18 protein-coding genes are annotated in these 19,885 nt (G+C 36.9%); 12 read left to right on the top strand and 6 right to left on the bottom strand.

Annotation, left to right across the window (positions count from 1 at the left end; genetic code table 11):
- On the bottom strand, nucleotides 1-626 hold a 626-nt coding region (locus FHR29_RS26420), incomplete at its 3' end, for an aminotransferase class I/II-fold pyridoxal phosphate-dependent enzyme (protein WP_183918378.1).
- Between the two features lie 286 nt (nucleotides 627-912).
- Nucleotides 913-1,665, bottom strand: a complete 753-nt coding sequence (locus FHR29_RS26415) for a DUF2490 domain-containing protein (RefSeq protein WP_183918376.1) — start codon at nucleotides 1,663-1,665, stop codon at nucleotides 913-915.
- A 571-nt stretch (nucleotides 1,666-2,236) separates the two neighbouring features.
- Here FHR29_RS26415 and FHR29_RS26410 point away from each other — a divergent pair.
- Nucleotides 2,237-2,920 carry a peroxiredoxin gene (locus tag FHR29_RS26410; protein ID WP_232789368.1) on the top strand — a complete coding sequence of 228 codons (684 nt, stop codon included), beginning with the start codon at nucleotides 2,237-2,239 and terminating at the stop codon, nucleotides 2,918-2,920.
- A gap of 51 nt (nucleotides 2,921-2,971) precedes the next feature.
- Here FHR29_RS26410 and radA read toward each other — a convergent pair whose 3' ends face one another.
- A complete protein-coding gene (radA, locus tag FHR29_RS26405) occupies nucleotides 2,972-4,357 on the bottom strand; it encodes a DNA repair protein RadA (RefSeq protein WP_183918374.1) in 1,386 nt (461 codons plus the stop codon).
- A 97-nt stretch (nucleotides 4,358-4,454) separates the two neighbouring features.
- Between radA and FHR29_RS26400 the strand changes: the two genes are divergently transcribed.
- Genes FHR29_RS26400 through FHR29_RS26915 form a run of 3 tightly spaced genes read left to right on the top strand, consistent with a single transcriptional unit; the run spans nucleotide 4,455 to nucleotide 5,880 of the window.
- Entirely contained in the window at nucleotides 4,455-4,955 is a 501-nt protein-coding gene (locus FHR29_RS26400; RefSeq protein WP_183918372.1) for an RNA polymerase sigma factor, read from the top strand.
- Entirely contained in the window at nucleotides 4,955-5,569 is a 615-nt protein-coding gene (locus tag FHR29_RS26395) for a hypothetical protein (RefSeq protein ID WP_183918370.1), read from the top strand. The genes FHR29_RS26400 and FHR29_RS26395 overlap by 1 nt, the downstream gene beginning before the upstream one ends.
- 32 nt (nucleotides 5,570-5,601) lie before the next feature.
- The gene (locus FHR29_RS26915) at nucleotides 5,602-5,880 is read left to right on the top strand and encodes a DUF1294 domain-containing protein (protein WP_183918368.1); all 279 of its coding nucleotides are present in this window, start codon (nucleotides 5,602-5,604) and stop codon (nucleotides 5,878-5,880) included.
- On the opposite strand, the gene FHR29_RS26385 is transcribed toward FHR29_RS26915, so the two are convergent.
- Together FHR29_RS26385 and FHR29_RS26380 are read right to left on the bottom strand one after the other, a co-directional pair.
- The gene (locus FHR29_RS26385; protein ID WP_183918366.1) at nucleotides 5,877-7,034 is read right to left on the bottom strand and encodes a dipeptidase; all 1,158 of its coding nucleotides are present in this window, start codon (nucleotides 7,032-7,034) and stop codon (nucleotides 5,877-5,879) included. The genes FHR29_RS26915 and FHR29_RS26385 overlap by 4 nt on opposite strands.
- Nucleotides 7,035-7,039: 5 nt before the next feature.
- Complete coding sequence (locus FHR29_RS26380; RefSeq protein WP_260293161.1) at nucleotides 7,040-8,809, bottom strand: serine hydrolase; 1,770 nt, start codon at nucleotides 8,807-8,809, stop codon at nucleotides 7,040-7,042.
- A gap of 105 nt (nucleotides 8,810-8,914) precedes the next feature.
- Here FHR29_RS26380 and xseA point away from each other — a divergent pair, with 105 nt between their 5' ends.
- On the top strand, nucleotides 8,915-10,183 hold the full coding sequence (xseA, locus tag FHR29_RS26375; protein WP_183918364.1) for an exodeoxyribonuclease VII large subunit: 1,269 nt from the start codon (nucleotides 8,915-8,917) through the stop codon (nucleotides 10,181-10,183).
- A complete protein-coding gene (gene xseB / locus FHR29_RS26370) occupies nucleotides 10,173-10,388 on the top strand; it encodes an exodeoxyribonuclease VII small subunit (RefSeq protein WP_132771700.1) in 216 nt (71 codons plus the stop codon). Before xseA ends, xseB begins: the two co-directional genes overlap by 11 nt.
- On the opposite strand, the gene FHR29_RS26365 is transcribed toward xseB, so the two are convergent.
- A complete protein-coding gene (locus FHR29_RS26365) occupies nucleotides 10,389-11,084 on the bottom strand; it encodes a FadR/GntR family transcriptional regulator (RefSeq protein ID WP_183918362.1) in 696 nt (231 codons plus the stop codon). It abuts the gene before it with no gap.
- Nucleotides 11,085-11,386: 302 nt separating this feature from the next.
- On the opposite strand from FHR29_RS26365, the gene FHR29_RS26360 reads away from it, so the two are divergent.
- The 6 genes from FHR29_RS26360 to FHR29_RS26335 are packed head-to-tail and all read left to right on the top strand — an operon-like array spanning nucleotide 11,387 to nucleotide 19,872.
- A complete protein-coding gene (locus tag FHR29_RS26360; RefSeq protein ID WP_183918360.1) occupies nucleotides 11,387-12,310 on the top strand; it encodes a dihydrodipicolinate synthase family protein in 924 nt (307 codons plus the stop codon).
- Between the two features lies 1 nt (nucleotide 12,311).
- Nucleotides 12,312-13,427 (top strand): kelch repeat-containing protein, encoded by a 1,116-nt coding sequence (locus FHR29_RS26355; protein ID WP_183918358.1) that lies wholly within the window; start codon nucleotides 12,312-12,314, stop codon nucleotides 13,425-13,427.
- Nucleotides 13,428-13,448: 21 nt separating this feature from the next.
- Nucleotides 13,449-14,678 carry an MFS transporter gene (locus FHR29_RS26350; protein WP_221197955.1) on the top strand — a complete coding sequence of 410 codons (1,230 nt, stop codon included), beginning with the start codon at nucleotides 13,449-13,451 and terminating at the stop codon, nucleotides 14,676-14,678.
- Nucleotides 14,662-16,734, top strand: a complete 2,073-nt coding sequence (locus FHR29_RS26345; protein ID WP_183918356.1) for a GDSL-type esterase/lipase family protein — start codon at nucleotides 14,662-14,664, stop codon at nucleotides 16,732-16,734. The genes FHR29_RS26350 and FHR29_RS26345 overlap by 17 nt, the downstream gene beginning before the upstream one ends.
- A 5-nt stretch (nucleotides 16,735-16,739) precedes the next feature.
- Nucleotides 16,740-17,933, top strand: coding sequence for an AGE family epimerase/isomerase (locus FHR29_RS26340; protein WP_183918354.1), 1,194 nt, complete (start codon nucleotides 16,740-16,742; stop codon nucleotides 17,931-17,933).
- Nucleotides 17,923-19,872 (top strand): family 20 glycosylhydrolase, encoded by a 1,950-nt coding sequence (locus FHR29_RS26335; RefSeq protein ID WP_183918351.1) that lies wholly within the window; start codon nucleotides 17,923-17,925, stop codon nucleotides 19,870-19,872. The genes FHR29_RS26340 and FHR29_RS26335 overlap by 11 nt, the downstream gene beginning before the upstream one ends.
- Nucleotides 19,873-19,885: the final 13 nt, after the last annotated feature.

The following is a 19,885-nucleotide window of genomic DNA, read 5'->3' as shown; positions in this document are numbered from 1 at the left end:
CCATCATATACAAGGTATTCATACACTTCGTCGCTCAATACAAATACTTGCGACGACGCTACAATCTGAGCTAATGCTTCGATATCATCCAGTTCCAGTTGTCGACCAGTTGGATTATTAGGGTTGTTAATAATAATCAGTTTCGTTCTGGCATTCACTAGACTTTTGACATAATCCCAGTCAATAGTAAAATCAGGTGCTAAAAGAACAACTGGTATAACCTTTCCTCCAAATAATTCAACAGTTGGGGCATAACAGTCATATGCTGGTTCAAATATAATGACCTCATCATCTTTATGAACAACTGTAGCTATAGCAGTGAAAATAGCTTGAGTCCCTCCCGCTGTTACAGTAATTTCATCCTGAACGTCGACCTCTATCTGATGGGTATTCATAACTTTCAAGGCTATTTTTTCACGTAAGGGTAAGGCTCCCGGCATTAATGCGTATTGATTAAACCCATCGTTCATATAATCCTTTACAAGATTGATTAAATGTGGATCAGTATCATAATCAGGAAAACCCTGTGCCAGGTTTAGTGCACCATACTGTTGCGCGAGCGCAGACATTTTACTGAAAATTGTTGTTCCCACACGTGGAAGCTTAGATTGAAAGGTTGAATTCATTATAGTCAGAATAAACAAATGCTAAGATAATATTTTGGAATAGTTCACAATCAATTGCACAAATTAATGTACAACAAATATAATCTACAAAAGCAATAGATTATATTTTTTTATAATCTAAATGTTCAAAATAATCCTAAGAAAATTTTGAGACACGAACCTATCCGACTGATAGGAAGAACAGATCATCGTCAGATAAGAATTTAAAGTTTGCGAAAGCCATTCCAATGGATAATTCCTGTACGTCATTCAAATGGGTACATCGTATGTCATACCAAACATAATACTATCTGAGCAATGTATTCTTTAGGTTTTTAAGCCAGTTGTAGCAACTAAAGTTTACCTGTACAGTGTGGTAGGAAAGCTGATGATTCTTATTGGGATAGTAATCATTAGAATAATCCATTTCAACTAAAAAATCATTTGTAAAGGCATATCCACAACCAATTGTTAACCTATTGCTTCCAAACCTTGGATACTCAAAAACGTCCGCGGCCGTCTGGGTAAAAACTTCTTCAGATGCCACGAGATAAACTGATCCTTTTGCAATCTCCGTTGCATTTAGTGTTTTTGTCAATTTCACCTGACTTCTTACCCGGAAACTTTCGTCAAATCCTTGTTCAATCCTTCTATCAAGATGATCTTCTATCCTAAGCCGCCCTGATAATGTAAATGGAGTCTTTTTAAAATAATAAATCCCTTGCACTGCAGACCTGATTTCCGGAAGTCCATCCTGCCCCATAAGCTTAATCTCCGGATTATGGTTATAACCAGTAAATACTGAAAGCTTAAACTTTGAAAGCGAGTAATGAAGCCAGACCCTGGCATATAATTGGGCATTGGAGTGAAAAGGATCATCATCTCCTGATAGGCTAGTCCATACCTGTCCAATATTTATTTCATTACTCCACTTTCCCTTTATTGGTGTCACAAATTGAAAATCGTTCCAAAACTGATTATAACTTTTAGTTTGGCCGTAAACAGCGACTGGCAATGTAATTATATGGAACATAACCCAAACAAATAGTAATCTCATCATATAAGCCATTGCATTTTTGATAAACCTATTAAAGCTTTCAAGAGCTATGCGGTGCAGGCTTTTATTTATCTTTGACTTTAAAATATTTACATCACAATCCGCTGCACATTCACCGGATCGCTGTCTATAATGGAATACATATATGTTTTTTATGAATAAGCAAGGTAACATAATACGGTGCAGAATTTGATAGATTAAGGTTCTAATTAGTGAAAGCAAATATATAGAATTGCTAAACAATGTTTAATTTAATTAAACATTGTTTATATATAAATTTAGTTACAAACGCTTCCATATTATTAAAACACCAGCAACCTCACCATTAATAAATTAACTGACAGCCTTTATAAGCAACGCATTAGGCAAAAAGTATTTAGCTCGTAAAGAACGTTTTTCCGAAAATATCTTACTGAAAATTTAATCATATGGGTTACTGACTATGAAAATTCAGCAATGGCTATGGCAACATTTGGATAGCCAAGCAATCAATTGTAAAAAGAATGTATAAAAAACAAATATAATCTACCTAAATGATAGATTATATTATATTTGTAATCAAAACGCTCAAATAATGATGAAAAAATTTTTTATATATTTCTTATTTTGCTTACCCCTTATAGTGGTCGCACAGAAGAAAGAGTTAACTAAAGAGGATTATATCGCTCGTGTAAAAGCTAATCCAGATTCTATTTCTACATTGGTAGATTTAAGAAGAGTTGGTGGCTATACGCCAGAATATCAAGAATTACAAAGCTTATACAACACCTTAGGCAAAAACGTTAAAAATTCACAAGAAGGTCAGGAATTTAAAACATATCTTGAAGCACTTTCGAAAGTCGAAATCGGAAAACAAGCTCCCGAGTTTACGCAAAATGATACCACGGGAAATCCTATTAAATTAACCGATTTCAGAGGGAAGTTTGTCCTACTAGATTTTTGGGCTTCATGGTGTCCTGATTGTCGGGTGCAAAGTCCTGACTTAGTCAAAACCTATGCGACCTTTAAAGATAAAAACTTCGAAATATTAGGAATTTCTTTTGATAGAGACAGAAACTCTTGGATAAAGGCCATTCATACCGATAAGTTACATTGGAAACATGTTTCGGACCTAAAGCGTTGGCAAAATGATGTGGGAACATTATATGGCGTCAAAGCTATCCCACAAAATGTGCTGATTGATCCTTCTGGAAAAATCATAGCCAGAAATATACATGGTGAGGAGTTGAATAAGAAACTGAAAGAAGTATTAAAATAAATAGAAAAGGGAGCGATTAATAATCGTTCCCTTTTCTATTTATAACTCATGTTAACCAAAAAGAGCTCGGAATACATCCTCAAGAGTTGCAACCGGACGAATAGCGATATTATACTTTTTAGGATCTAACCCCTTTGTATTAAACTTAGAAATAAAGATTCCTTCAAAACCTAATTTCTCAGCTTCAGCGATGCGCTGCTCGATTCGATTTACAGCACGAATTTCTCCAGAAAGCCCGACCTCACCAGCAAAAGTGATGTTTGTTTTTACAGCAATATCCTGTTGTGACGAAATAATAGCGACGATGACTGCTAGATCTATAGCAGGATCTTCCACTCTTAGTCCACCTGCAATATTTAAGAAGACATCTTGCGCACTCAATCTGAAACCAAAACGTTTCTCCAAGACAGCAAGTAACATACTTAATCTTTTAGTATCAAATCCAGTGGATGTACGTTGTGGATTTCCAAAAGCAGAATTACTAACCAAGGCCTGCACCTCAATCATCATAGGACGTGCTCCCTCCAGCATTGCTGCGATAGACACCCCACTAACCGGAGCATCGCGTTGCGAAATCATAATTTCAGAGGGATTGGAAACCTCTCTCAGACCTGAACCCTGCATTTCATAGATACCCAGCTCTGAGGCCGAACCAAACCGATTCTTCACAGCTCTCAAGATACGATAAACGTGATGCCGATCGCCCTCAAACTGTAAAACAGTATCGACCATATGCTCTAAAACTTTAGGTCCAGCAATAGATCCATCTTTAGTAATGTGACCAACAATTAAAACTGGAGTACTCGTTTCTTTGGCAAACCGCAACAACTCTGCTGTACATTCCCGAACCTGAGACACGGAACCCGGCGCAGATTCTATCTGGGACGAATGCAGGGTCTGAATGGAATCGATAACGATTACATTGGGTTGCACAACTTCTATCTGTTTAAAAATATTTTGTGTAGACGTTTCTGTTAAGATATAACAATTCGCATTAGATGATTGCGACAACCGTTCCGCCCGCATTTTAATCTGTTGCTCACTCTCTTCTCCTGAAATATACAGCGTCTTTACCTGCGGAATGGATAATGCCAGTTGCAACATGAGCGTAGATTTCCCAATACCCGGTTCTCCACCGATTAAAACCAAAGAACCTGGAACAATCCCTCCCCCCAAGACACGGTTAAACTCCTGATCGGGTGTCAGGATACGTGATTCATCCTGATAAACGATTTCATGAATAACAGCCGCTTTATTTGCGCGCTTGGGTGACGATGTTACCGATGTACTGCGCCATTCAGGGACTTTAGATCCTGATTTGTCTACCACTTCTTCTACGAGAGAATTCCATTGCTTACATGAAGGACATTGCCCAAGCCATTTTGCGGATTCAAATCCACAACTTTGACAGAAATATGCTGATTTTGTCTTTGCCATTGTACGAATTTACCACTTTTTAAACGGCAACATTTAGGATATTAAAAAATCTTACAATATTTTGTAACAAGAATCAGAAGTTATCGACTTATCGAATATGAATTTGGAACAGGAGTTTATCATCCTTTTAGAAAAAAATCAAAATATCGTACATAAAATCTGTAAAATATATTCGGATCAAGAGGATATGCATAAAGATCTTTTTCAAGAAATAACGATTCAGCTTTGGCATTCTTATCCTAAATTCCGAGGCGAGGCAAAATTTAGCACCTGGGCATATCGAATTGGGCTAAATACAGCGATATCCCTATTTAGAAACAAAAAAAGGACTTTACCAATTATTCCCTGGGACCAAAATTTAGAAAAAATATCATACGAGGAATACGATCCAGAAAAAGATGATCAGCTCCAATATTTATATGAAGCGATCCACCATTTGAATGATATTGAAAAAGCACTCATATACCTTTATCTGGAAGATAGGGATTATACAGAAATCGCTGAAACACTTGGCATCAGCGAAGTGAATGCTCGCGTGAAAATGAACAGAACAAAAACAAAATTGAAAGAGATTTTAAAAAAGAAAGGGGCTTTGTAATGGATGAGTTAGATCAATTTAAAAAACAGTGGAAGGAAAACGAAAATTTCATGAAACTCAATCAATCTGAAATCAAAGCTATTCTACATAAGAGTTCTACATCCATTGTTAAATGGATATTTATTATCTGTTGTCTCGAACTCTTACTGGGAATCTCACTTTCATTTATACTTCCATCTGAAAAGGAAGAGTTTCTTGCTTTCGAATTATTGAACTGGACATATGAGATTATATCCTATATCGCCATCTTCTACTTTATATATATCTTTTTCAAACTTTTAAAAAAAATCAAAAATACCAATAATACAAAATCCTTAATGGAAGCAATATTGGCCGTTCGAAAAAATGCAGATCACTACATTAAGTTTAATTTATGGTGTATAAATTATGTTATCATAATTTCTCTACTACATAATATAGTAGCTGAATTTTATGAAAGTCATAGTTGGTCCATGGTATTATTTATTCTAATATTGGGATCAATTCTATCTTTTACATTTGGTTATGTCTTCATAAAATTAGCAAAAGGCTATTATCATCTCATCTATGGCAAATTGCTCAAAAAATTGAATCATAACTACGAAGAGTTAACACGCTTAGAAGAGGAATCTTAGAAAAAAGAAATCTATTATTACCTTTACAAACTATGCAGCAGAGTATTATTTTCTATCTTGTATTCGTTAATCTTCTTACTTTTTTACTTTTTTATCTAGATAAACGAAAAGCGATAAATAAAACCAATAGAATCTCGGAGAAAACACTGCTAAGTTTTTGTGCCATTGGGGGTAGTTTAGGAGGATTTCTCGGCATGCAGTTATTTCGCCATAAAACAAAAAAGAGAAGCTTTCTGCTTCCCTTTTTTATTATTGTTATTCTACAGGTAGGGAGTGTCTATGGATATGCAAACTACCATCATGTCATCTAGTTTTCATTTTCTTTTAGAATTCTTAAAAAATTTAATCCCATAAGCTTTTCAAGGTCCGACTGATTATAGCCCCTTTTCAGTAAAGCCTTTGTCAAATTCGGTAATTTACTTACATCTTCTAATCCTCGAGGGGCCGACTCTATACCGTCATAGTCAGATCCGATGGCAACATGATCAATACCAATTTTTTGCACCAGATAATCAATATGATCCAAGAGTAAAGACAACGGCACATCAGCAATATGTTTATTTTCCACAGACAATATCCCATATTGATCAGAAGCAGAGAGGGTATAATCGCCTTGAAGACCAAATTGCTTCTTGTACAATTTTTTGACACGCTTTTCATAATTTTTATCCAGAAAACCAGAGTAAAAATTAACACCTACCACTCCCCCATTTTTCTTCAGAGCTTCCAACTGGGCATCTTTTAAATTTCGGAAATGAGGAGTTAATTTGTAAGCATTACTGTGCGACACCAGTACCGGTTTGGTCGCGACATCCAATACATCATAAAAAGTCTTTTCACCAGCATGAGATAAATCTACCATCATGCCCAGTTTATTCATTTTTCTAACAATATCCTTACCTAAGGATGATAAACCTTTACCATCCTGTGATATCTTTTTGGACTCTTGAGCGGCCGCAGTAGCCCAAGATAAATTATAATTCCAAGTGAGTGTCATGTACCGGGCCCCTCGATGATAAAGAGCTTCTAAATAATCAATATTAGCCTCTATCATATTTCCACCTTCTATACCGATAAGCGCTGCTACTTTTTCATTTTTTGTAATACGCTCAATGTCATCACTATTTTTAGCAAGCTCAATCTTATCGGGGTTTCTGTTCAGCACTTTTTCAAGAGCATCAATTTGATCATTAGCATGTTTAAATGCTCCCGATTTCCATTTTTTATCATCCGACCATACCGCAAAAACCTGTACATCGATACCACCTTCAATCAATCTTGGAATATCAGTATGGTTTACCGTTAACCGCTGACTGATATCAAGACCGGGTAAGACCGATGTAATAATCACATCATTATGGCCGTCAACAACGATCATCTTTCGATGAATAGTTTCATAATCCTGTGCCTTCACAATTTCAATCCCTGATAACACGATTGCCAATGGTAAAATGTAATTTTTCATTAGAACTATTTTTTACCTGCTGCTATAGCTTCATAAATAGCGTCTTGAATCCTGCTTCTGATATTGAGGTTAAGTAATTTAGTCGAAACCTGAGGGTGAACACGATTTGACAGAAATATATAGACCAGCTGATTAGCAGGATCAATCCAAATACAAGTACCTGTATAGCCCGTATGTCCATAAACAGTTGCATTTGAAAGTTTTGACGGATACTCATTTTTCAGATTCGGATCCCAACGGTCAAAACCTAAACCTCTCCGACTTGTTAAGGATTGTTTTGATGTGAACAGATCCACTGTCTTTGTCTCAAAATAACGTTCTCCGCCATATTCACCTCTATTTAATAGCAGCTGTCCGTAAATCGCCAAATCATTTGCAGTAGCAAATAGACCAGCATGCCCCGCCACTCCCCCGGCCATTGCCGCTCCTTGATCATGAACATATCCCTCCAAAAGCACTTTTCTAAAGGAAGTATCCTGCTCCGTCGGAATAATGTCCTGTTTTGCAAAACGATCCCTTGGGTTATAACCAGCTGTCTTCATACCTAATGGGCGATAGAAATTATCCTGCACATACTTTTGCATCGGTATAGCAGTTTGATGCTCCGCAACCTCTTTCATCACGTACATACTGATATCACTATAAACATAATTTCCTACAGGTTTCACCTCTGAATGTAACATCTCAGGCCACATGACATCCTGGTAATAATTATTGACCAGATAACAGCTATCAGCCACTTTTACATGATGAGTCGGTGAATCATAAGATTGTAAATCGCCAGGTTTCAAATTTCTATAAAAAGGAATAAAAGGCGTAAATCCGGCTTCATGTAACATCACACTCTTTAATCGGATATCCTTTTTATTTGTAGCCTTAGCCTGCCAAAGGTAGTCCCCGATAGGCTTATCTAAGTCAACAATCCCCTGTTCGGTCAAACGCATAATTACAGGAGTAGTACCTGCAATTTTACTTACTGAAGCCAAGTCAAAGATATTATGAATAGTTGTTGGTTCTTTTTTACTATAAGTATGATATCCGTAGCCTTTTTCAAATATTACCTGACCATTCTTAATGACCATGACCACAGCACCAGGTGTTGCCTTTTCAGCGATTGCTTCCGCTGCTATTTCATCAATTTTTTTACTTAATCGATCGATGTTGATCTCATCATTAGCGTGCACTCCATATTGGATACGAGTCTGACTAGTCGCTTCACCCATACCTTTCATAAAACTGCTGGAATAAGTTTTCTGTAGTTTATTAAAAGCAGATAGCCCCCCGAAAATTGTCATAGCTGCATTATTCTGCGTTTCGCGAGAAAAATGATCATTCCACAAAATTGGGACTTTCACATTATTCAGCAAAGACAATACATCCCCCTTTCCAAACACAGCAAGAATAATCTTCTTATTATTCATTTTTGCTTGAACAAGCTCTTCTATAAATGGAAATGTTAATGCTTCAGACTTAACAGCCACAATAACAAGGTTGCTATATTTAACTTGTTCATCAAAACTCCCCAAACCTGCATAAGTTACAGCAGCATAACGGGATATCTGATCATTAAAATCACGGAATAAGTTAGAATCCTGTGTACAAACAGTAATCGTATACTTGTCCAATTTACCTAAAGGAAGTACAGCGTCGATATTATTAAAAAGAACGGTTTCATTTTTAATAGTCGATTTATATTGTGCACTTACACGATTCATTTGGAGAAATCCTACCGCAAAAATCCCTGCAATTAGAAGTTTTATTCTACTTATCATCATCTGTTTAAAAAGGGTTTATATGTAAATGTACAAATAAAAGAAATACAATCATGCACAAAAACGCATGATCAAAATATTTACATTTAATAATCTTATCTTTGATATATGCCGGAGGTAGTAGAAAATAGAACCATTTTTTCATTGTTAGAGGTAACGCGTAGCATCCAAAAAACTATTGCTGAGCGTTATAAGAGTTTGTATTGGATCAAAGCAGAAATGAATAAACTCAATCATTACTCTCATTCTGGACACTGCTACCCGGAGCTTGTCGAAAAGACAGAAGGAAAGATTGTGGCCGAGATCCGATCCATTTTATGGAAAGCAGACTACCAAAGAATCAACACGCAGTTTCTCAAAATTGCGCAGGAACCTTTGCGAGAAGGAATTACCATGTTATTTCAAGCTAGTATTTCTTATGATCCGATGTATGGTTTAAGTTTACGAATTGTCGATATCGATCCCACTTTCACTTTAGGAGAACTAGAAAAAGAAAGAATAAATAGTATCAATAAACTAAAAGAAGATGGGGTTTTTGATTTAAATAGAAATCTACCTTTTCCCACTTTACCCAAGCGGCTAGCAATTATTTCTGTCGAAACTAGTAAGGGTTTATCCGATTTCTATAAAATTATCAATCAAAACCCTTGGGGATATAAAATAGAACAAACCCTTTATCCCGCCTTATTACAGGGGGACAAGTCCGTTCCGTCAATCATCAAACAATTATCAGTCATTGCAGAGCGCTCCGATGCTTACGATGCGGTTGCCATTATTCGTGGTGGCGGAGGGGAAGTTGGCCTTTCCAGCTACAATAACTATCTATTGGCTAAAGCGATTGCAATCTTTCCACTTCCCGTTTTAACTGGCATCGGCCATTCTACCAATCTAACTGTGAGCGAGATGGTTGCTTATAAAAACGCCATCACACCAAGTGAATTAGCTGATTTTCTAATTCAAAAATTTCATAATTTCGCCATTCCTTTAGATCAACTGACAACGCGGATACTGCAAAACACCACAACGATTTTTAAAGGTGAAAATGAAAAATTAAAATCGCTTGCATCAGATATTAAATGGTCTTCACAGCGATCAATTCAGCAATCGAAAGTCGATTTAAACTCATTTGAAAAGGATTTAAAAATAAATATTGCCTACATCTTCCGTCAAAAATTTACCACCCTGGATCATCTTGAAAAAATGATCCAATTGGCAGATCCAGTCAGACTTCTAAAAAAAGGATATTCCATTACACAGGTGAATGGAGAACTTCTTGTATCAGTCGATCAGATTAAAGATAACGATATATTGACAACGCAGGTTTGGGATGGTGAGATTATCAGTGTAACTCAAAAAATTAACAAAAATGGAAAATAAATATACATATACCGACGCATTTGAAGAATTAGAAAAAATCGTCCAGGAAATTGAAACAGGTAATACAAATATTGATGCGCTTTCCGAAAAAATTAAAAGAGCATCAATATTGATTCAAATTTGTAGAGCACAGTTAACATCCACTGAAGAAGAGGTCAATCTTTTATTAAAGAACCTGACGCCTATCGAAAATGAAGAAGAATAACTAGTGTTTCAATAAGCGATGATAATGATTATCGAGATGTTTTCGCATCCCATCTCTAAAGGAGGAAACATCTCCTTCTTTCAGCAATACAATCAATTGCTTATGCGAAATAAAATCATTGGAAAAAAATTGTTGATTCAATAAACCACCATCGTGCACGTATTGAAAAATTGGCAGTAACATCTCCTGGAATTCCATGAGCATCTTATTGCCTGAAATCTTATACAGCTTTCCATGAAAAGCGACTTCTTCCTGTATAAGGAATGATCGTCCGTCACTATTTTTCATCTCCATTTCAACAATTTCTTCCAGCTCAGCAATATCAGTTGCCGTTACTCTGTCAAAAATTAATTCCGCCATTCCGACCTCCAAAGCGAGCCGCATTTCAAAAATATCTTTCAACGTATCATCATCCAGCATAGCCGGATGAAAAACTTTTTTTAAAGGAGTCAATAAGTTAGGATTCGTCAAAACTGCTCCCTTATTTTTTCGTGACTCAATTAACCCCATCATACGTAACCGTAAAAGAGCCTCTCTAATAACAGTTCTAGATACACCAAAACTTTCAGAAAGCTCCAATTCCTTTGGCAATGACTCTCCAATCTGAATATTACGAGCTCTAATTAAATCAATAATATGATTTTCTACTTTGTCTACTAAACTTGAAGTATCAATGCTCTCAAATTTCTCTAACATCGGACTTTTTATTATAATTTCTCACCATCTATCTTAGTCTGTACAAATGTTACACTTTTTTTTATCATTTACTTGCTATAGTAGAGATAAAAGAATAATTTTAATCATTCAAATGTATGACATAATGCTTTATGATGTTTTTAATCAAAATAGTATATGTTGCTAACAACATCAAGAGTAACAATATCGTGCGCAAACTCATAAATAAATTAAAATACGTTATTAATTGAGCCTATGGAATATGTCACACAAATGATAAAAGGAAATAATTTAAAGACCAATTATAAAAAATATTTACACTCATGAATAATCACAAATTACAGGGCTTAATTGCGGCGCCTTTCACACCAATGCTGGCAAATGGTGATTTAAATCTTGAATCTATCCCTGCTTATTATCAGTTACTGAAACAAAATCAGGTAGCTGGTGCATTTATCTGTGGGTCAACGGGCGAAGGTGTTTCATTAACCTTTGATGAAAGGGTAGCTATTATGCAAGCTTGGGCAAAAGCAACTGCCAGTGATAAAGAGTTTAAAGTAATTACACTAGTAGGTGGAACAAATATTAGAGAATGTTGTTTACTTGCCACAAAAGCTGAACAGATCGGTTTGTTTGGCATTTCATTTACTTCACCTTTCTATTTTAAACCTGCCAATGTAGAACAGTTAGCGAAATGCTGTGAGGAAATTGCAGCAGCTGCACCTAAAACAGCATTCTATTATTATCATATTCCAGTATTAACAGGTGGAAATTTTGCAATGATCGATTTATTGAAAGCAATTGATGGTAAAATTCCCAATTTTGTAGGAATAAAATATACACATGAGGACTTTATGGATTATCTCTCATGTCTAAATTTTGCCAATCGCAAATATGATATGCTATGGGGCAGAGATGAAAACATGTTATCAGCACTAGTCCTTGGTGCCAAAGGAGCTGTGGGAAGCACCTATAATTATGCTGCTCCTCTTTATCGAGCATTAATTGATGCATTTGATCAGGGAGATTTTGAAAAAGCAAATGCTTTACAGCAACAGTCAATTGATATGATCACTTTAATAGGAAAGTATGGTGGTATTGCTGTCGGAAAATCTTACATGAAACTCATAGGTTTAGATTGTGGAGCGTTTAGATTACCTGTCCGCAATATGACAGAAAAAGATTTTGAAAGATTTAAAGCCGATGTTGCATCGCTAAATTTTTCAAGTTTCAAATCAACTTTATAACATGATGAAAACTATTCCTCTTATCTTAAGCACACTCTTATTTATGCAATGTAGCACAACAAAAAATGTAGAAGAGATCACTTGGTCTGTTTCGGACTCTCTACCCAAAACGATTACCGGTCAAGTGCAACTTGGTGTTGCAGGACCTGTTATAGGAATCCACAGCGATCATTTACTGATCGCTGGTGGCGCAAACTTTCCAGAAAAGATGCCTTGGGAAGGAGGAATAAAAAAATACCAGCATACAGCATATATTTATGCCATAAAGGATCATAATTTAGAGTTGACAAACACATACTCACTTAATACTTCCACTGCATATGCCGCAAATTGCAGTCAAGAAGAGGGAATTTATACCGCAGGTGGAGAAAATGAAATGGGAGCTTCGTCACAATTTCAGATCTATGCCTGGAACGCACAACAGAATAGCTTCCAAGTAAATCAACTCCCCGATCTTCCAGTTCCTTTAAGCAACGCAAGTCTGGTGGCAAACGACAACAAACTCTATTTAATAGGTGGAGAAAATGCAACGCTTGTTTCAGATAAAATATACCTATACGATCAAAAATGGCAGGAATATATGCAACTTCCATATCCATTAACACATACGGTAGCCCTTGTTAAAGATCACTTTCTTTATCTATTTGGAGGGCGTACCAGACAGCTTAATGCGATCAGTACATTATATAAAACCTGTTATAAAATTAACTTAAAAACAAAAGAGATTATCCAGATCGCCGATTTGCCAGAAGCTCTTTCCGCAGGAACAGGATTCGCAGATAATAAAGGTAACCTATTCCTAATTGGCGGTGATAATGGTTCAACGTTTCACAAAGTTGAACAGTTAATTCTAGATATAGCACAAGAAACAGCTCCAGATCGAAAAGAAAAATTAATACAAGATAAAGCAATCGTACAATCCAATCATCCAGGTTTTACCAAAAATGTTTTGCAATATGATGACCAACTAAACAAATGGCATGTCGCCAGCACTTTACCGACAGGATCACCTGTTACCACAACTGCTGTCTTTCATGACCAACAAGTTTATATTCCATCGGGGGAAATTAAAGCAGGTATTCGATCTGCAGGAATATTAACAGGTACCATTAGATAACATCTAAATATAAACCAAATCATGATACAAAATAAAAAATATTATCCTTGGATTGTTGTTGGCCTACTTTGGGTGGTCGCATTACTCAATTACATGGACAGGCAGATTCTATCGACCATGCGTCCGACGATGCAGGTCGATATCACTGAATTACAGTCAGCAACTGTCTTTGGACAATTAATGGCCATTTTCTTATGGATCTATGGACTGATGAGCCCTGTTTCAGGGATACTGGCCGATAGACTTAATCGCAAATGGCTTATCGTAGGCTCTTTATTTGTTTGGTCATTAGTCACCTCATTAATGGGATATGCTACAACCTATCCAGAATTAATGATACTTCGTGGTATTATGGGCGTTTCGGAAGCCATCTATATTCCAGCAGGACTATCACTCATCTCGGATTTTCATTCTGATAAATCGCGTTCATTAGCAATTGGTATTCACATGACTGGTTTATATACAGGCCAGGCATTAGGCGGATTCGGGGCAACATTAGCAAGTTCTTATTCTTGGCACAGTACATTCAAAATATTTGGTTTAATAGGAGTATTATATGCTATTGTCCTCATGTTCTTTCTAGCAGAAGCTCCGGTAAGAACGAAAAAATCAGAACAAACAGAAAAACCCATCAATAGTTTCAAAGCTATAGGTATGCTCCTGAGCAATATCTCGTTTTGGGTCATCTTGTTTTATTTTGCGATACCAAGCTTACCAGGCTGGGCGACAAAAAACTGGTTACCGACTTTATTTTCAGAGAACCTCAATATATCGATGTCGCAAGCGGGTCCATTATCAACAATCACAATCGCGATATCCTCTTTCTTAGGGGTTATTTTTGGAGGTATATTATCTGACCGTTGGATACAAAAGAATGTAAAGGGCCGTATTTATACATCTGCAATTGGTTTATTGTTAACAATTCCGGCTATGTTCTTAATCGGATATGGGCAACATATCTACCATGTTGTAGGCGCAGGATTAATGTTCGGTTTTGGCTTCGGCATGTTCGACGCTAATAATATGCCTATTCTTTGCCAATTTGTTCCGAGTAAATTCCGTGCAACAGCATATGGGATCATGAATATGCTTGGTGTTATGGCCGGTGCATTTATTACTAAAGTATTGGGGGCGTCAGCTGATGAAGGTAAACTAGGAAAAGATTTTGCGCTTTTGGCTGTCATTGTATTTGTCGTTGTCATCATTCAACTTGTTGTATTAAAGCCAAAATCAAATGCTTCGCTGGACTAAAAAAATAATTTTAATCACATCTATTACGGTGTATTCCTCCATCGCATTGTATTCTCAGAAAAGAGTGGCATGCATTGGCGATTCAATCACCAAAGGATTAGGTTTAAAAAAGGAGAATAAAACATATCCCCAACAACTTCAAGAGTTATTAGGATCAAATTTTATCGTCCAAAATTTCGGGTTTAGTGGTGCCACATTATTGAGCAAGGGACATAAGCCCTATGTCGAAACCCAGGAATATAAACAAGCACTGGCATTTCATCCTGACATTGCGATTATAGCATTGGGCGTAAATGACACTGATCCTCGAAATTGGCCCAACTATGGCGATGAATTTGAACAGGATTACAGTACACTTATCAGTAATCTGAGAAAATCAAATCCCGATGTCTCCATATATATTTGTACCCTTACCCCTATTTTCAGCGGTCATACACGTTTCTTGTCCGGTACAAGGGATTGGCATCAAGCCATCACTGCGTTGATACCAAAAATTGCCAAAAATAATCAAGTTAAACTGATCAACATCAATGAACAATTAAAGAGCAGAATCGATTTATTCGAAGATAACATACATCCAAATGTTGAGGGAGCGACCATAATTGCCAAACAGGTAAAACAAGCGATACAGGGAATCGTGCAGCCACTTTCGGTTAAGGCTAACTTTGGAGATCATATGGTTTTACAACGAAACCGGGAAAATCCAATTATAGGAAAAGTATCATCCAACAAAAAGGTAATGTTAACATTCAATGACAAAACCTATCAAACTCAGTCCGATGAAAATGGTGATTGGTCAATTCTTCTTCCCAAAAGAAGTGCCGGAGGTCCATATGATATTCAGATCCAAACGGAACACGAAGAGTTAAAAATTAAAGATATACTTTTTGGCGATGTATATCTAGCATCTGGACAGTCCAATATGGCATTTGAGCTAAAAAATGCACGCGGAGGAGACAGTTTAATTCAAATGAATGCACCAAAAGTAAGGTTGTTTAAAAATAACAATTTCGTTCAGACCAATCCGACATCCTGGGACTTAAATACACTTGAAAAGATTAATAAATTAGACTTTTTCAGTGGAAACTGGACTTTACCAACACAAGAAAATAAGGCAAATTTTTCTGCAATAGCTTATGCTTTTGCGCTCCAAGTATCCTCTAGAACCAATATTCCAATTGGTATAGTCGAACTGGATGTTCCTGGATCCAATACCGAATCATGGATAGACCGTACAACATTAGAGCAAAATAATCTACTAGCAAGCTACATCCATAGTTGGAGGAAATCCGATTTTATACAGGATTTTTGCCGCAATAGATCTGATCAAAATCTGGCACTGTCCTCCACAAAATATCAACGCCACCCCTATGAACCCGCGTACAATTTTGAAGCCGGTATATCGCATTGGTTACATACGCAATTCACAGCTGTTTTGTGGTATCAAGGAGAAAGCAATGCCCATAACATTGAACTACACGAGCTATTATTTAAAACACTTGTCAGTTCATGGCGCCAAAATTTTAAGCAAGACCTTCCTTTCTATTATGTGCAACTGTCAAGTATTGAACGTCCTTCATGGCCGAGATTCAGAGACAGTCAGCGCAAATTAAATACAGAACTTGAAAACACCTATATGGCTGTTTCATCAGATGTCGGTGATCTTTCGGATGTCCATCCTAAAAATAAGATCATTATCGGAAATCGATTGGCAAATCTAGCCCTTGCTCACGAATACAAATTCAAAATCAATGCAGATTATCCAACATTCGACCACTATACTATAAAAAACAGTAAGATCAAGGTCTATTTTAAAAACTGTAAATCACTCAAAACGAATAATAATCAACCTTTACAAGGATTTACCCTGATCGATGAAAAAGGATATACCTTGCAGCCTGGAAAAATATCAATTCAAAAAAATTGTGTATCGATTGATATGCCAAGCGATAAAATCATAACTGAAATCCGATACGCATATTCACCCTATAGCACTGCAAATTTGCAAAATGAGGCAGAAGTACCCGCTTCAACATGCAGTTTTAAAATTGACTAAAAACGATGTATACTTTAACACAACTCGAAGAACTCGAAAAATTTTATAAAACACAGCTTCTAGAAGATACTGTTCCATTTTGGTTTCCAAAATCATTTGACCATGAAGACGGTGGATTTTTACTCATGCGCGATCAGGACGGAAGTTTAATTGATGATGACAAGGCTGTCTGGATTCAAGGAAGAGCAACCTGGTTACTGGCAACACTCTACAACACAGTAGAACCCAAACAAGAATGGCTAGATGGGGCTAAGTTAGGCTATGATTTTATCCAAAAACATTGCTTTGATACTGACGGACAAATGTTTTTCCATGTCACGAAAGATGGTCAAGCGATCCGTAAAAGAAGGTATTATTTCTCAGAGACTTTTGCGGTTATTGCCTTTGCTGCCTATGCAAAAGCCTCAGGCAGTCAAGAAGCAGCCGAACAGGCACGTTCTATTTTTGGTAAATGTATCGAATACGCTTCCGGAGAAATCAAATTAGTTCCTAAGTTTACAGATACAAGGCCTTCAAAAGGTATTGGAACGCCGATGATTATGATCAATACGGCACAGCAACTACGTGACACAATCGGTGACCCCCGCTGTGATGAAGCCATCGCTAATTGGATAAAAGAAATTGAAACCAATTTCGTAAAGTACGACCTCAAGGTAGTCATGGAACAAGTGTCGCCGGCAGGAGAAATCATCGACCATATTGATGGCAGAACCTTAAATCCGGGTCATGCCATAGAAGGAGCTTGGTTTATTCTACATGAAGCCCAATACCGCAACAACGATCCAAAGCTTATCGAATTAGGTTGTAAAATGCTTGACTATATGTGGGAAAGAGGTTGGGATAAAGAATTTGGAGGTATTTTATACTTTAGAGATCTATACAATAAGCCTATACAAGAATATTGGCAGGACATGAAATTCTGGTGGCCTCAAAACGAAACCATCATTGCCACCCTACTCGCTTATTTATTGACCGGAAACGAGAAATATGCAGAGATGCATCAAAAGATCCATCAATATGGCTATGAAAAATTTCACGATCAGAAGCATGGCGAATGGTTTGGATATCTCCATCGAGATGGTTCTATCGCACAGACTGCGAAAGGAAATCTATTCAAAGGACCATTCCACCTACCTCGTCAAGAATGGTATTGCTGGACAATTCTTAAAAACTTCTTAACGGATAGAAATGAATCTTAAGCTCAAATATCTTAGCATTTTACTTGTTAGCATCGGTTTTTTTTCAATCTCGTCTGCACAAGAAAACTTAATTCCATTACCGATCAACATGGAATTGGGGGAAGGTAGGCTTGATCTGAAGAAGGGAATTATTGTAAATGAAAATAATCCAGCACTAACGAATGAATATCAACTGGCCAAAACCATTCTTGCAGATTGGGAAATAGGAACTAAAAAAGCTGGTCATAACAACAGCCTGCCACTCCTAACACTTGAGCTATTAAGTGGTTTATCCGAAAATAAGGAAGCTTATCATTTGAAAATTGATGAGAAAGGAATCCACATAAAAGCACACAATAGTGCAGGCATTTATTACGGACTACAAACATTAAGACAATTTTCAATTCAGCAAAAAAAGCTTTCATTTTTTGAGATCAATGACAAACCGGCATTCTCATGGCGCTCCTTCCTCGTTGATGTCGGACGTAATTATCAACCTCTTGCTATGCTAAAAGAACAGGTTGATATCATGGCACGTTATAAATTAAATGTTTTACACTTTCATTTTACAGAAGATATTGCTTGGCGTTTAGCCAGTAAAAAATACCCGGATCTTACCGATCCCTCTTACATTACCAGAGGTAAAGGTGAGCATTATACGGAACAAGAGTTCAAAGAACTAATAAATTATTGCAAACTACGCCATATCTTGCTTTTACCTGAAATTGATATGCCAGGACACAGTGATGCTTTCAAAAGATATTTTGGAGTAGGCATGCAAACAGACTCTGGTATGTTATATATTAAGGAACTTTTAAAAGAATTCTCACAAACCTATACCGATCTTCCCTATCTGCACATTGGAGGTGATGAAGTAAAAATCAGCAACAAAAACTTCATGCCTGAAATCACAAAATACGTTGAAGAATTAGGTTATAAAACAATTGGCTGGGATCCGGGCAGTAACCTTATGCCACAGACCATTCGACAACTGTGGATGGGTGGTCCCAAAAAAATTCTAGAACAAGGGGACCATGTATTTATCGATTCCAAACATCTCTATATAAATCATATGGACCCTTTGGAAACTGTAACGACCCTATTTCATAGAAAAATTGGCGAACAAGATAAGGAACATAAAAATCTGATCGGAGCAACCTTGTGCTCATGGCCAGATCGTGCAGTAGCCGAACCCCAGGATATGTTTGTCCAAAACGCCATATATCCCGCTCTTGTCACATTTGCAGAACGCAGTTGGCGAGGTGGTGGTTTAGCAGGCTGGACATGTAATATTGTGCAAGAAAGTCTTCCTGCTTATCAAGAATTTAAAGCCTTTGAAACTAGACTCCTCCATCATAAAAACAATTATTTCTCTGATAAACCATTTCCCTATGTCAAACAAATAGGATTAAAATGGGAACTGATCGGACCCTTTCAAAATGAGGGCAATCTTGCAAAAACATTTCCAATAGAAACGAAACCATTTGCACCTGATATAACAGTTAAAAAAACAATAGAAGGTGGTACCGTGATACTGAGACATTGGTGGGCAGATATTATACCAGGTGCCATTAATGATCCACAAGAGAACACAACTTGGTACGCACGTACCAAGATATGGAGTGAAAAAATCGAGCATAAATTATTCTGGATCGGATTCAACAATCTATCCCGATCGTATGCAAGCAATACACCCCAATTACACACTTGGGATGATCTTGGAAGCCAAGTCTGGGTCAATAATAAAACGATCGAACCGCCTATTTGGAAGCATGCCGGTACAAAAGGAGATTTAGAGACTCCTCTAGTAGATGAAGGTTACACCTATAGAGCGCCAACAAAGATTTTATTGAAAAAAGGATGGAATGAAGTTTTAATCAAATTACCGGTCAGCGATTTTAAAGGAGCCGATTGGCAGAATCCAGTAAAATGGATGTTTACATTTATACAGAGCAACTAATAAACAAAACATT

Origin of the sequence: Sphingobacterium sp. JUb56, from assembly GCF_014191365.1 — a bacterium.
GTDB lineage: Bacteria > Bacteroidota > Bacteroidia > Sphingobacteriales > Sphingobacteriaceae > Sphingobacterium > Sphingobacterium anhuiense.
The sequence above is the reverse complement of the archived record's forward strand: the minus strand, read 5'-3'. Positions and strand labels throughout refer to the sequence as shown.

Bases quoted from the DNA above. Each gene is read 5' to 3' on its own strand.
- FHR29_RS26415 (WP_183918376.1), bottom strand. From the start codon at position 1,665: ATGATGAGATTACTATTTGTTTGGGTTATGTTCCATATAATTACATTG.
- FHR29_RS26410 (WP_232789368.1), top strand. From the start codon at position 2,237: ATGATGAAAAAATTTTTTATATATTTCTTATTTTGCTTACCCCTTATA.
- radA (WP_183918374.1), bottom strand. From the start codon at position 4,357: ATGGCAAAGACAAAATCAGCATATTTCTGTCAAAGTTGTGGATTTGAA.
- FHR29_RS26400 (WP_183918372.1), top strand. From the start codon at position 4,455: ATGAATTTGGAACAGGAGTTTATCATCCTTTTAGAAAAAAATCAAAAT.
- FHR29_RS26395 (WP_183918370.1), top strand. From the start codon at position 4,955: ATGGATGAGTTAGATCAATTTAAAAAACAGTGGAAGGAAAACGAAAAT.
- FHR29_RS26915 (WP_183918368.1), top strand. From the start codon at position 5,602: ATGCAGCAGAGTATTATTTTCTATCTTGTATTCGTTAATCTTCTTACT.
- FHR29_RS26385 (WP_183918366.1), bottom strand. From the start codon at position 7,034: ATGAAAAATTACATTTTACCATTGGCAATCGTGTTATCAGGGATTGAA.
- FHR29_RS26380 (WP_260293161.1), bottom strand. From the start codon at position 8,809: ATGATGATAAGTAGAATAAAACTTCTAATTGCAGGGATTTTTGCGGTA.
- xseA (WP_183918364.1), top strand. From the start codon at position 8,915: ATGCCGGAGGTAGTAGAAAATAGAACCATTTTTTCATTGTTAGAGGTA.
- xseB (WP_132771700.1), top strand. From the start codon at position 10,173: ATGGAAAATAAATATACATATACCGACGCATTTGAAGAATTAGAAAAA.
- FHR29_RS26365 (WP_183918362.1), bottom strand. From the start codon at position 11,084: ATGTTAGAGAAATTTGAGAGCATTGATACTTCAAGTTTAGTAGACAAA.
- FHR29_RS26360 (WP_183918360.1), top strand. From the start codon at position 11,387: ATGAATAATCACAAATTACAGGGCTTAATTGCGGCGCCTTTCACACCA.
- FHR29_RS26355 (WP_183918358.1), top strand. From the start codon at position 12,312: ATGATGAAAACTATTCCTCTTATCTTAAGCACACTCTTATTTATGCAA.
- FHR29_RS26350 (WP_221197955.1), top strand. From the start codon at position 13,449: ATGATACAAAATAAAAAATATTATCCTTGGATTGTTGTTGGCCTACTT.
- FHR29_RS26345 (WP_183918356.1), top strand. From the start codon at position 14,662: ATGCTTCGCTGGACTAAAAAAATAATTTTAATCACATCTATTACGGTG.
- FHR29_RS26340 (WP_183918354.1), top strand. From the start codon at position 16,740: ATGTATACTTTAACACAACTCGAAGAACTCGAAAAATTTTATAAAACA.
- FHR29_RS26335 (WP_183918351.1), top strand. From the start codon at position 17,923: ATGAATCTTAAGCTCAAATATCTTAGCATTTTACTTGTTAGCATCGGT.